The 12,281-nt window shown below is 67.6% G+C and carries 11 protein-coding genes; 10 read left to right on the plus strand and 1 reads right to left on the minus strand.

The genetic code is table 11. The features are described 5' to 3' along the window. The first annotated feature begins 19 nt into the window (after window positions 1-19). From F620_RS0104635 to F620_RS0104665, 7 genes are all read left to right on the plus strand, one after another. Window positions 20-1,102 (plus strand): NAD(P)/FAD-dependent oxidoreductase, encoded by a 1,083-nt coding sequence (locus F620_RS0104635; protein ID WP_026331312.1) that lies wholly within the window; start codon window positions 20-22, stop codon window positions 1,100-1,102. A 54-nt stretch (window positions 1,103-1,156) separates the two neighbouring features. Further along, entirely contained in the window at window positions 1,157-2,335 is a 1,179-nt protein-coding gene (locus F620_RS0104640) for a radical SAM protein (RefSeq protein ID WP_026331313.1), read from the plus strand. 239 nt (window positions 2,336-2,574) lie between these two features. Continuing rightward, window positions 2,575-3,954: an OmpP1/FadL family transporter gene (locus F620_RS0104645; protein ID WP_019569638.1), complete on the plus strand. Its 1,380-nt coding sequence runs from the start codon at window positions 2,575-2,577 to the stop codon at window positions 3,952-3,954. Window positions 3,955-4,047: 93 nt separating this feature from the next. After that, window positions 4,048-5,025 carry a hypothetical protein gene (locus tag F620_RS0104650; RefSeq protein ID WP_019569639.1) on the plus strand — a complete coding sequence of 326 codons (978 nt, stop codon included), beginning with the start codon at window positions 4,048-4,050 and terminating at the stop codon, window positions 5,023-5,025. Between the two features lie 117 nt (window positions 5,026-5,142). Further along, window positions 5,143-5,580 carry a hypothetical protein gene (locus tag F620_RS0104655; RefSeq protein WP_026279531.1) on the plus strand — a complete coding sequence of 146 codons (438 nt, stop codon included), beginning with the start codon at window positions 5,143-5,145 and terminating at the stop codon, window positions 5,578-5,580. A 6-nt stretch (window positions 5,581-5,586) separates the two neighbouring features. Further along, window positions 5,587-6,621: a lipoate--protein ligase family protein gene (locus F620_RS0104660; RefSeq protein WP_019569640.1), complete on the plus strand. Its 1,035-nt coding sequence runs from the start codon at window positions 5,587-5,589 to the stop codon at window positions 6,619-6,621. Window positions 6,622-6,641: 20 nt separating this feature from the next. Further along, window positions 6,642-7,028, plus strand: a complete 387-nt coding sequence (locus tag F620_RS0104665; protein ID WP_019569641.1) for a hypothetical protein — start codon at window positions 6,642-6,644, stop codon at window positions 7,026-7,028. Between the two features lie 106 nt (window positions 7,029-7,134). Here the strand turns inward: F620_RS0104665 and F620_RS0104670 are convergent, their stop codons facing one another. Beyond that, the gene (locus F620_RS0104670) at window positions 7,135-7,452 is read right to left on the minus strand and encodes a hypothetical protein (protein ID WP_018870306.1); all 318 of its coding nucleotides are present in this window, start codon (window positions 7,450-7,452) and stop codon (window positions 7,135-7,137) included. Window positions 7,453-7,620: 168 nt separating this feature from the next. On the opposite strand from F620_RS0104670, the gene F620_RS0104675 reads away from it, so the two are divergent. From F620_RS0104675 to F620_RS0104685, 3 genes are read left to right on the plus strand one after another with little or no spacing between them, the layout of a single operon-like run. After that, window positions 7,621-8,490, plus strand: a complete 870-nt coding sequence (locus tag F620_RS0104675) for a CbbQ/NirQ/NorQ/GpvN family protein (protein WP_018870305.1) — start codon at window positions 7,621-7,623, stop codon at window positions 8,488-8,490. Then, entirely contained in the window at window positions 8,487-11,051 is a 2,565-nt protein-coding gene (locus F620_RS0104680; protein ID WP_019569642.1) for a VWA domain-containing protein, read from the plus strand. The genes F620_RS0104675 and F620_RS0104680 overlap by 4 nt, the downstream gene beginning before the upstream one ends. Next, window positions 11,048-12,271, plus strand: a complete 1,224-nt coding sequence (locus tag F620_RS0104685; RefSeq protein WP_019569643.1) for an acetoin utilization protein AcuC — start codon at window positions 11,048-11,050, stop codon at window positions 12,269-12,271. Before F620_RS0104680 ends, F620_RS0104685 begins: the two co-directional genes overlap by 4 nt. Window positions 12,272-12,281 lie beyond the last annotated feature (10 nt).

Genomic DNA, 12,281 nt, shown 5'->3' on the forward strand with positions numbered 1-12,281 from the left:
ACCCGGCGGGGTGCGCCTGATGCTGCCCGCTTCGGTCGACGTACTGGTGGTCGGGCTGGGGCCCGGCGGGGCCTCCGCCGCCCGCGTGGCGGCCGAAGCGGGGCTGTCGGTGCTGGCGGTGGAACGCAACCGTGCACGCGGCGAGCCGGTGCAATGCGCCGAGTTCATCCCCAACCCCATGGGCGCCTATGCGAAGCCGGACGGCGTGCTGCATCAGCGCATCGATTCCATGCAGAGCTTCCTGCCCTCGGGTGCGGTAGAGCAGTCCGACTTCCCCGGCCTGATGGTCGACCGCGGTGAGTTCGACCGCGCGATCATTCGTGCCGCGGAGGCTGCCGGGGCCCAGGTGGCGATGTCCACCCCGCTGATCGGTGTGGATCCGGAACGGCGCGTCGCCCGGGTGAAGCACGCGGGTGAAGAGCAGGAGATCGGTTTCCGCTTCCTGGTGGCCGGCGACGGCCCGCATTCCCCTGTGGCCGCGGCCCTGGGGCTGGATCCGCTGCCGGTGGTACAGACCCGCCAGTACACCGTGCCGCTGCTGCGGCCGTACACCGCGACCGACGTCTGGCTGTCGGATGATTTCCCCGGCGGGTATGCCTGGCTGTTCCCCAAGGGGGAATGGGCCAACCTCGGGCTGGGCGCCGACAAGCGCCTGGAGCGCGACATGAAGACCCCGCTGGAGACGCTGCATGCGCAGCTGGTGGAGCAGGGGCTGCTGGGCACCGAGATCGTGCACCGCACCGGCGGTGCCATCCCGGTGGGCGGTCTGCGCGAGCAGCTGGTCCACGGGCCGGTGCTGTTCGTGGGCGACGCCGCCGGGCTGACCCATCCGATCACCGGGGCCGGGATCGCCGCGGCGGTGGTCTCCGGCGAGGCGGCCGCGCAGGCGATCGTGGATGACCTGGGCGGCGATGACGAGGCGCTGGAGGACTACGACGACGAGATGCGCAGCCAGTATGGCCCGGCGCTGGAGCGCGCCTGCCGCCGGCGTGCGTTTCTCAATCAGCACTGGCGCACGCCGCGGGCGAACGAAGACGCAACGCAGCGTCGTGGATGGATTGCATTTTCCGAGTATTTCGACGATGGTGATCGGGCCGCGTAATCGGGCTCGGTCGATGGATGCCCCGCATCCCCGAGACAACGCTGGAGGAAAACAATGAGTGCAAGTGCAGAGGAGATGGTCGCGCCGGTAAACTTCTATCGGCCGGACTATCACATCAAGACCCCGGACATGCGTTCGCCGGAGTACGTGCAAATGTCCACGGCGGCCGCGATTACGCTGGGCCTGGTGCCGGGGACCATGCATCGCACGTCCTGCACCCACTGTCTGAACCTGCTGGTCACCTATCCGGAAGGCTGCCGCGCCAACTGTTCCTACTGCGGGCTGGCGCGCCACCGCGAGGAATCGCGTGACTACGCCGACCGCAACTTCATCCGCGTCGACTGGCCCACCGCCAGATACGACGAGGTGATCGAGCGCGTGAAGAACAACGCCGACGCCGGCCAGTTCGAGCGCATGTGCATCTCCATGATCACCCATCCCAACTCCGATGCCGACACCGTCGAGCTGCTGGAGAAGTGGGTCGCCGAGGTCAATCACATCCCGGTGTCGATCCTGTCCAACCCGACCACCATGAGCTATGAAGACCTCCAGCTCCTGCGGGACAAGGGCGCGGACATCTTCACCGTCGCGCTGGATGCGGTGACCCCGGAGATCTTCGAGCGCACCCGCGGCAAGTCGGTCGAGAGCCCGCATACCTGGGACAAGTACTGGCAGTCCATCGAGTGGGCCGCCGAGATCTTCGGCCCGGAGAAGTTCGGCGCGCATCTGATCTGCGGCATGGGCGAGACCGAGGAAGAGATCCTGCAGGTCTGCCAGCGCATCCGCGACCTGGGTGGCCACAACCACATGTTCGCCTTCTTCCCCGAGGAAGGCTCGCTGATGGAAGACTGGAAGCCGGTCCCGCGCGATCAGTGGCGCCGCGTGCAGCTGGGCCGCTTCATCATCGATTACGCCGGTGGCCGCATCGACGACATGAAATTCAACGACGACGGCCAGGTGGTAGACTTCGGTCTGCCGCAGTCCGAGGTCGAGGAACTGATCGCCTCCGGCAAGCCGTTCCAGACCTCCGGCTGCCCCGGCAAGTCGGACGAGGAGGTCTCGGCCTGCAATCGCCCCTACGGCGATTCCAGCCCGACGGACATCCTGTCGTTCCCGTTCGCGCTGAACAGCAGCGACGTCGGATTCGTGAAGCGGCAGATGGATGGCGAAGACGTCGGGACCTTCGACTTCGACGCCGACGATGAGGCCGAGGACGAAACATCGGCCCGGTAAGCATAACAATCAAGTCCCCGACGAAAGCCCCGCCCTGCGGGGCTTTCGCACGTCTGGGCGCCGATAAGCGGTTTTGAATATTCAGGTTTCGAGCGGCAGGGGGGCCGCCGAAATTTCGAGCGGCAGGGGGCCGCCGAAAAAGATGCCCGTCCGTATGGTCAGCGGTGCGGGTATCCCGAGCCGATGGGGGAGCCAATCCGCCCCCGGCTACAACAAGAAGACCACCAAAGGAGACAACAATGGAAGCACGCTTCATTCGCCGCAGCGCGATGACGATGGCGGTCGGCCTGGCCCTGGGGGCCGCCGGTACCGCACAGGCCACCAACGGCTACTTCGCCCATGGCTACGGCATCAAGGCCAAGGGCATGGGCGGCGTCGGCATGGCCATCTCGCAGGACGCCTACGCCCCGGGCATCAACCCGGCCGGCATCGCCGGCATGGAAACCCGCTTCGACGGGGCCCTGACTTACTTTCGGCCCGAACGTTCGTATGAGGCGGGCCAGCCCGGGCAAGCGGGGACCTTCCCTCTGGCCCCGGGCGAGGTCGAGAGTGACAGCAAGAACTTCTTCATCCCGTCGCTGGGTTTCGTCCAGCAGATCGATGAAGACCGCTCCTGGGGCATCGCCTTCCTCGGCAACGGTGGCATGAACACCAACTACCCGGGGTTCGAAAACTCTCAGTTCTGCCAGATGGAGAATCCTCCGGGTTCCGGCACTTTCGTGCCGATTGGAAGCCAATCCGGCCCGTTCTGTGACGGATCGGCCGGCGTCGACCTCGAACAGCTGGCGATCATCCCGACCTACGCGCAAAAGTTCGCCGACGGCCGGGTGAGCGTGGGCTTCAGCCCGATCATCTCCTATCAGCGGTTCGAGGCGAAAGGGATCCAGACCTTTGCCGATTTCGGGGCGTCCGACGATTCGGAGAATTTCAGCGGCAACGGCACGGACGATTCCTGGGGCTACGGCGCGCAGATCGGCATCCAGGCCCAGGTGGCCGAAGGGGTGCGGCTGGGTGCCAACTACCGCTCCAAGATCCGCAACTCCGACTTCGACGACTATGCCGGGCTGTTCGCCGAGAGCGGGTCATTCGACATCCCGTCGACCTGGGGCATGGGGGTGGCCTGGGAGGTGACGCCCACGGTGACCCTGGTGGCCGACTACCAGCGCATCAACTACTCCGACGTGGACGCGATCTCCAACTCGGGCCCCGATGCACAGGACCTGCAGGCCGCCATGGGTGCGCAGATGCAGGGAGGGTCGGCTCCGTTCTTCGGTACCTCCGACGGTCGGGGCTTCGGCTGGGACGACATCAATGTCTACAAGATCGGTGCCCAGTTCGAGCTGCCGAACGACTGGCAGGTGCGCGTGGGCTACAACCGCGGCGACAACCCGATCGATTCGGACGAGGTGACCATGAACATCCTCGCCCCGGGGGTGATGAAGCATCACTACACCGCGGGCTTCACCAAGTCCTTCGGCGACCAGCACGAGCTGAGCTTCGCGGCCATGTACGCGCCCAGCAATTCGGTCTCCGGATCGAACGCGTTTGATGAGGACCAGGACATCGAGATCGAGATGAAGCAGTACGAGCTGGAGCTGGGCTACAGCTACCGCTTCTGAGGTCGGCCCGTCGATCCACCGGCCCCGGGGTTGCGGCCCCGGCCGGGGTCGACGGCGATGTCCCGCTTCCCATTGATCGAAGGAGCAGTATCCATGTCATTGTTTCATCGCAAGCCGCTGCAAGCCGGCGGCTCGACCGGGATCGTCCGGTCTCTGACGGCCGGGCTGGCGGCCGTGACCCTGATGGCCGCGGCTGCGTCCGCCACCGCGGACGAGTATCGCCCGTTTGTGCTGGCCTGGACCGACGGCGGGGCCGGCGTCTCCGACGTGGCCGACGAGGCGCGCGAGCGTCTGGAAGGCGCGGATTTCGAGATCCTCGGTGAGTACGACGTCACCGATTCGGCCCGCGTGCTGGTGGCAACCAGCGACGACCTGCTGGAGGCGGCCGCCTCGCATGACCGTGCCGCTTATATCGCACCGATGCGCGTCGGCATCACCGAGGTCGACGGCGAAGTGCAGGTCAGCTACACGCATCCGGTTTATTTCCAGCACGCCTACCGTGTCGAGCAGCCGCTGGACGGTGTCGCGGCGTCGCTGGAAGAGGCCCTCGGGGCCGAGGAGACCTTCGGCCACGAGGACGGCAAGAGCCAGCGCGACCTCAACCGGTATCGCTATGCCTTCGGCATGGAACGTTTCGACGCGCCCTACGAGCTGGGCAGCCAGGGCTCGCGTGCGGAAGCGCTCGAGGCGCTGAGTGCAGGTCTGGAGGAGCGGGCCGGGGGTGTCAGCGAGGTCTATCGCGTGGATATCCCGGGGCGCGACGCAACCCTGGTCGGCGTGGCGATCCGCGTCGCGGACGGGGCCGAGGAGGATGCGTCCGATCGCAACGCCCTGGAGACCGTGGACGTCAACGCACGTCGCCACACCGCCTACGTGCCCTACGAGGTCCTGGTCAATGGCGGCGACGTGGAGGCGCTCCACATGCGCTTTCGCATGGCGCTGCATTTCCCCGACCTGAGCATGCTGGGGTCGAACAGTTTCATCCAGCTGCGCAATGCCCCGGGAGCCGTGGAAGAGGCCCTGCAGGAGGCCGCCGGATTCGCGTCCTCCGGCTTCCAGTGGGATGACTGAATCCCGGCCCGGGAAAAACCCCTGGTTGCACTCAAGAACCCCGGTCCGCCGGGGTTTCTTACGTAGGGGGGGCGGGGTTGTTTATCCTCCCCGTTCACTCGCGGCAGGAAGCAGGCCATGAAATCAATGAAAATCGCCAACATGGGCGAGATCCGCAACGAACTCAACAAGTACAAGAAGGGTCGCAAGCTGGACATCCATCAGTTCAACCAGGTCGCGCGTCAGGCGTGGCTCGGCAAACTGGTGATGCAGCCGCTGGACCTCGAAGATCCCGAATGCAAGGCGTTCCTGGTGTTCGTGCAGGAGCCCGAGGAGCTGGCGCAGCATTTCCTCGACACCGACCAGGAGCTGCTGGGCGGCATGCACATCATCGACGGCCAGCAGGCCGAGGCGCTGGTGGATATCATGCGCACCGGAGTCGAAGAACGGGCCAAGTTGTACGAGGATCTGTCGCGCTCCGACTTCTATTTCCGTTATTTCTACAAGCCGGGGAACGATGACAAGGATCAGGAGCAGCAGGGCGACGCGGCCGCCGGTCAGCCGTCGGAGGAATAAGGCGCGATGACGACCCCGGCCGCTCCGGAATGGATCGATGCCGGGGAGCGGTCGGCGACGGAGCTGCATGCCCTGTATACCGGGCTGGCGGCGTCCACCCCGCCGGACGCTCCGCCCCGGGTGCTGTGGATGCGCTCGCGCGAGGCGCATGTCTCGGTGGGCGGCAGTCAGGACCCCGAAGCCGACCTCGATCTGGACCACTGTGCCGCGCGTGGCATCCCGGTGGTGCGGCGCCCCCTGGGCGGTGGTTCGGTATGGGTGGATGCCGACCAGGACTGCTTCTTCGTGATCCGGCCGAGCCGTGTCCTCAAGCGCGGCCCCCGGCATCTGTTCGCGCAGGGCCTGGCCATGGCCGTGGACGTCTTGCGCGAGCTGGGCCTGCAGGGGGTGGAACCCCGAGGACAGGATGTCTGGGTGCAGGGCCGCAAGATCATGGGTACCGGTGCGGCCACCCTGAACGAGGGCTCGGTATTCGGCGCGAGTTTTCTCGGTCGTTTCCCGGTGGAGGATTTCCTCGCCTGTGTGCGGGCCCCCAGCGAGGGGTATCGCGAATGGCTGCGTCCGGTACTGGAGGCCGGCATGACCGACTGCGCCGGGGAGCTGGGGCGGGCGCCGGATTCCGCGGCCCTGCGCGACTCGCTGCGCCGGGTCGCGGAACGCCGCTTCGAGGCGCCGCCGGTGGAGGTGACGCCGGACGCGGTGACCCTGGAGGCCTGGCTGGCGGCCGGCTACGAAGAACTGGACGATCTCGCGGACGGGGATGCGCGCCCGTCCGTGCCGGAGGGGATCCGGGTCAATCGTGACAATCACGTGTTCGAGACACGGGTGGCCTGCGGGCGCCTGCGCCTGCACGTGGAAGGACAGCACATCGCGCGGGTGTGGTGCGAGGACCCCGCGGTGGACCGCGTCCTCGGCGAGCGCGTGGCGGGCGAGCTGCCGGAGCGTCTGCATCTGCGCTCGCGCCTGGCCGGCTGCCTTGACCCGGCGGTGGCCGATGCGGTCAGCGCCCGCATCGATGCGCTGTACCGCGGCATCGCCTGAATTTCGAAGGAGACACCGAGATGGCCGAACCGACGATCCAGCGCCGTCTGGAAAAGCGCATGATCCTGATGAGCCGGGACGGCGAGATGACCGAGCGCCTGCGGGCGCCATTGCCCGACGACTGGCACATGGAAGCGACCACCGATCTGGAGGGTCTGGGAGACTGGAACGAGGTCCTGCTGTATCGCTTCCTGCTGCTGGATCTGGACGAGATCGAGGTGTTCGATCCGCTGGACGTGATCCGCACCCTGCGCATGGAATACCAGATCAACCTGCCGGTGTTCTGTTTCGGCGGGGATGCGGACATTCGTGACGAGATGCGTCTGGCGCGGGCGGATCGCTTCTTCGACCGGGACGAGATGGTCGAAAAGCTCCCCGAGTTCATCCGCATGTACGACTGGGGCTGAGACCCGTCAGAAAGGCCCCCAACAGAAAAGGCCCCGGGCTCAAGCCACGGGGCCTTTTCGATTCGCCGGCCTGCGTGTGCCGCCGGCCGGGAGCATGGCGCGGCCTTCAGCCGATCCAGGCGTGCTCGAGGACGTCGATCCGGATCTTCTGGTGGTAGGTCTCGCCGTTGCCCTCGATCTCCAGGTCACCCATGCGGGTCCCCGCGGTGTCGTAGCTGAACTTGCAGTCGAAGCTGCCGGGCAGGGACACGCTGCTTTCGCAGAGGGTCTCGCCCTCCACGGTGAAGCGGCACTGCGCGGTGCCCGAGCCGTTCAGCATGGCCTGCAGGCGGAATTCCTCGTTCACCGGGCGACGGTACACTTCCGGGTCGCGGTTCGGGTTGTACTGCAGGTTGTTCAGCTTGACGAGTTTGACAAGTTTCATTGCGGGTCCTCTATTTACGCGCTGAATCCGAGTGAACTGGTTGGGTATAATCAAACCCGAAATCATACAACAATCCCCGCGCGATGACGATTCCGGGGGTGCGCCCCCCGGGAATGTGCCCGGAATCGTCATGCGACGCGACATACGAGGCGGCCTACAGGAGCCAGCATGAAGAACCTGATCAACCGCATGCGCGGAGTGGAACGCGACGTCATCGACAAGCCCGGCCAGGATGGCAGCCAGGGCGGCGCGCCCTTCTACAAGCCCCAGGCCGACGAGGTCGAGATCTTCCGGGCGGCCTATGCCAAGCGCCTTCCGGTGATGCTCAAGGGGCCGACCGGCTGCGGCAAGACCCGGTTTCTGGAGCATGTCGCGCATACCATCGGCCAGCCGCTGGTCACGGTGTCCTGCCACGAGGACCTCACCAGCTCCGACCTGGTGGGCCGCTTCCTGCTGGAGGGCGAGGAGACCGTGTGGCAGGACGGGCCGCTGACCCGCTCGGTCAAGGAGGGGGCGATCTGCTACCTCGACGAGATCGTCGAGGCACGCACCGACACCACCGTGGTCATCCACCCGCTGACCGACCACCGGCGCCAGCTGCCGCTGGACAAGAAGTCGCAGATCATCGATGCGCACGAGGACTTCATGCTGGTGATCTCCTACAACCCCGGTTACCAGACCGTGCTGAAGGACCTGAAGCCGTCCACCAAGCAGCGCTTCGTCGGCATCCATTTCGATTACCCCTCGGAAGAGGTCGAGCGCGAGATCGTCGCCAAGGAGTCCGGCGGTCTGGACGCCGATCGGGTGGAGAAGCTGGTCGCCGCCGGGCGCAAGGCGCGGGCGCTGAAGGACCACGGCCTGGAGGAGGCGACCTCCACCCGCGCGCTGGCCTATGCCGGGGAGCTGATGCAGGCGGGCCTGAGCCCGCGCGTGGCCTGCCGCGCCGCGATGATCGCGCCGATCACCGATGACCCCGAGCTGATCCAGGCGCTGGAGGAGATCTTCGACGCCCACTTCCCCGAGTCGGAAGCCGCGTGAGCGAGCAGGCCCGCAACGACGGGGGCGCGAACACCGAGGCCGAGGATCTCGTCGAGATCGAGGAGATCCTGCAGCACCTCGAGGACATGAGCTTCGTCGCCCACCGCGACGCGAAGGAGGCCCTGCCGGCGATCCGCGAGTTCGGTGCCGGTCCCGCCCGGCGGTGGATCGAGACCGCGCGCGACCTGTTCTTCCATGACCGCGAGGCCGGCAAGAGCTTCATGCGGCATTCCGCGCGGATGGCCGAACACGTCGGCGGGGTGGAACCGTGGCGCGCGCAGGCCGCCGAGTTCGCCCGCTGGGTGAATTCCGCCGATGCGCTCGAGGGGTTCATGAGCCAGGCCGACCGGGTGTTCGCCGCCTGGGGCGAGGACGGCGAGCGCGAGTGGTACGCGACCGGTCTGCGCTGGTGCGAGCGCAGCCTGCCGGACGCGCGGGCCTATTTCGAGACCGATTTCGACAGGCTCGCGGCCGGTCGCGGCATCGAGGGGCTGCGGGCCCTGATCGACCCGGCCGAGACCCTGTTCGACGAGCGCGGCCTGACCCTGGACTGCTACCTCGAAGGGGCGCCGATCGCGCGCAACCTGGTCGGCGATGGTGGTCTGCTGTCCTGGGCGCGGCGCGGGGCCGACCTGCTGAAGGCCGGGCGCTCGCGCGGCGAGGCGTATTTCCGCCTGGAGAGCGACGAGAGCCTGAAGCTGCTGCTGGACGCGCTGCCGGGGTTCCGTCCGCGCATGCACGGACGCTTCCTGCGGCTGGTGATGCTGGCCTGGCTGGACGCCGACATCCCGCTGGCGGATTCCAGCTGGAAGCCCGGCGAGGGCCGGCCGATGCTGGAGACCGACGGCCGGCGGCTGTTCATGCCGGCGGTGATGGACTCGCGCGAGGAGGCCCTGGTGGCCACCCAGCACGCCGCCGCCCATCTGGCCTACGACACCTACGCCCTGTCCCGCGTGGAGCGCCTGTTCGAGCGCGCGGGCAGCGAGCACCCGCCGCTGGACGACCGCTCGCGCATCACCTGGCGGCCGCTGTTCGCCGCCTTCGGCGAGCGCATGTTCCGTTTCCAGATCCTGTTCGACCTGGCCGAGGACCTGCGGGTGAACGCCCGGGTCGCGCCGCGCATCCCGCGCTTTCTCGAACGGCTGGTGCGGCTGGCCGAGGCTTACGAGCGCCCGGCCGAACCGGCCGGCACCTATTTCGATTTCGCCCTGCGGGCGCACCGGGCGTTGCTGGAGGGGCGTGAGCCGGAGGATCCACGGCTCGCGCGCATGCTGGCGCCCGAGGCCGACGTGGTGACCGCCTGGGAGGTGGCCGAGGAGCTGTTCGCCGACGGGGCCTTCCCCGAGATCACCATCGAGGAACGCGCCGAGGCCTACCTGCCCGGGCTGTCGCTGAACGCGGCGCTGCCGGTCTATCCCCAGCGCGAGCGTAACGGCGAGCTGGCGGACTTCCGCGACCACGAGGCGCACGACGAGCACAAGTTCGAGCACGAGAAGCAGGAAGAGCAGCCGCAGCAGGCCCCGGAGGACGCACAGAAGGACCCGGACGCGGACATCCAGACCCCGCAGCAGGAGACCTCCGGCACCGGCGGGCGGATCGGCACCGGGATCCCGCAGCCGGCCCAGGTGGCCAAGCGCGCGGCGCCGTACACGCCGAAGAAGGACGGCATCCTGTACCCCGAGTGGGACTACCGCGAGCAGCGCTACATCTCCGACTGGGTCAACCTCTACGAGCGCGTGCTGGACGACGAAGAGCCCGACCGCGCGGCGGAGATCCTCACCCGGCATGCCGACACCCTGAAGCGCCTGACCCGGGGTCTGGAGATGCAGCGCCCGATGCGCCCGGCGCCGCTGCGCAAACAGATGGACGGCGACGAGCTGGATACCGAGGCAGTGATCGATTATGTCGCCGACAAGAAGGCGGGGCTGTCGCCCAAGGCCTTCATCTACCGCCGTCGCGCGGTGCAGCACCGCGACACCTCGGTGCTGATGCTGGCGGACATGTCGACCTCCATCATGGCGCGTCATCCGGGCGGGCAGGGCAAGATCGTCGACCGCGTGCGCGAGGGCATGATGCTGTTCGCCGAGGCCATCGACCGGGTCGGCGATCCCTGTGCGCTCGCCGGGTTCGCCTCCAAACAGCGCGATCAGGTCAACTATTACTGGCTGAAGGACTTCAACGAAGACCTGAGCGCCACCGTGCGCAACCGCATCGCCGGGGTCTCCGGGCGCCTGGCCTCGCGCATGGGCGCGGGCATTCGCCACTCGCTGGAGGCCTTCCGGCGCAGCTCGGCCCAGCGCCGCCTGCTGCTGATCCTGTCCGACGGCCGCCCGGCCGACTACGACGACGGCGGCGATCAGCGCTACCTGCACGAGGACACGCGCATGGCCATGAAAGAGGCGGTGGACGCCGGCGTGCACCCGTTCTGCGTCACCCTGGACCCATCCGGCTCGGAATACCTGCCGGCGATCTTCGGCCCCGGCCACTACACCATCATCGACCACGTGGACGAGCTGCCGCGCCGTCTGCCCGAGATCTACCTGAGGCTGCGCCACCAGTGAATGCCACCCCCGAAGCCGCCCCCGTCGCTGCCCCGGACGCCGCATCCGGTCCGGCGCGCCGCCACGCGACGCTGCTGCACGCCCCGCGCTATCGCGGGCACAGCTACGGCGACAACCATCCGCTCGGCATCCCGCGGGTGTCGCTGACCATCGACCTGATTGAGGCCTACGATGCCGTCACCCCCGGCGAGATGGCGGTGACCCGCAAGGCCATGCCCGCCGAGCTCGAGTGGCTGCATACCCGCGACTACGTGACCGCCATGCAGCGCGCCGAGGCGCTGGGCAAGGTGTTCCAGCGCTACCGCGACCGCCACAACATCGGCAACTTCGAGAACCCGTTCTTCGCCGGCTTCTTCTCCACCCCGGCCACCGCCACCTATGGTTCCATCCAGGGTGCCGAGGTCGTGCTGGAGGGTGGCATGGCCTTCAATCCGGCCGGCGGCATGCACCATGCCGCCCCCGACCAGGCGCGCGGCTTCTGCTACTTCAACGACTGCGCCCTGGGCATCATGCGCCTGCGCCAGAGGGGGGCACGGGTGCTGTACCTGGATATCGACGCCCATCATGGCGACGGTGTGGAGGCGGCATTCGCCGACGACCCGGACGTGCTTACCGTGTCCCTGCACATGGATACCGAATACGGCTATCCGTTCCAGGGCGGGCGCATCGAGGACACCGGCCGGCTGGGCAACGCGGTCAACCTGCCGCTGCCGAAAGAGACCAACGACACGGAATTCCACAGCGCCTTCAGCCGCATCTGGGAGGCGGCGCGTACCCGGTGGCAGCCGGATTGCGTGGTGGTGCAGGCCGGCACCGATGCGCTGCTGCCGGACCCGCTGGGCAAGTTCGGCATCTCCACCCAGTGCTTCCTCGCCTGCATCGACGACGTGATCGAGACCAGCCCGCGCCACGGCGACGGCACGCCGAAGCTGCTGGTGCTCGGGGGCGGCGGCTACCATCCGCTGGCGCTGGCCCGCTGCTGGACCGGCGTGTGGGCACAGCTCACCGGCCGCGAGCTGCCCGCCCTGCTGCCCGAGGCCGGGCAGGCCCTGCTGCGCGAGGTCGACTGGGACATGGACGAGGAAGAGGAGTGGTACGACAACCTGTTCGTATCCCGCCTCGACGCCGACCGCAGCGGCCCGGTGCGCGCCGAACTGGAACAGCGCCTGGAGCGGCTGTTCCGCACCCACCCCCTGCTGCGCAGTGCCGCTGGGGGGTGATAGCCCGCCG

The organism is Thioalkalivibrio sp. ALE11, assembly GCF_000381205.1.
Classification (GTDB): domain Bacteria; phylum Pseudomonadota; class Gammaproteobacteria; order Ectothiorhodospirales; family Ectothiorhodospiraceae; genus Thioalkalivibrio.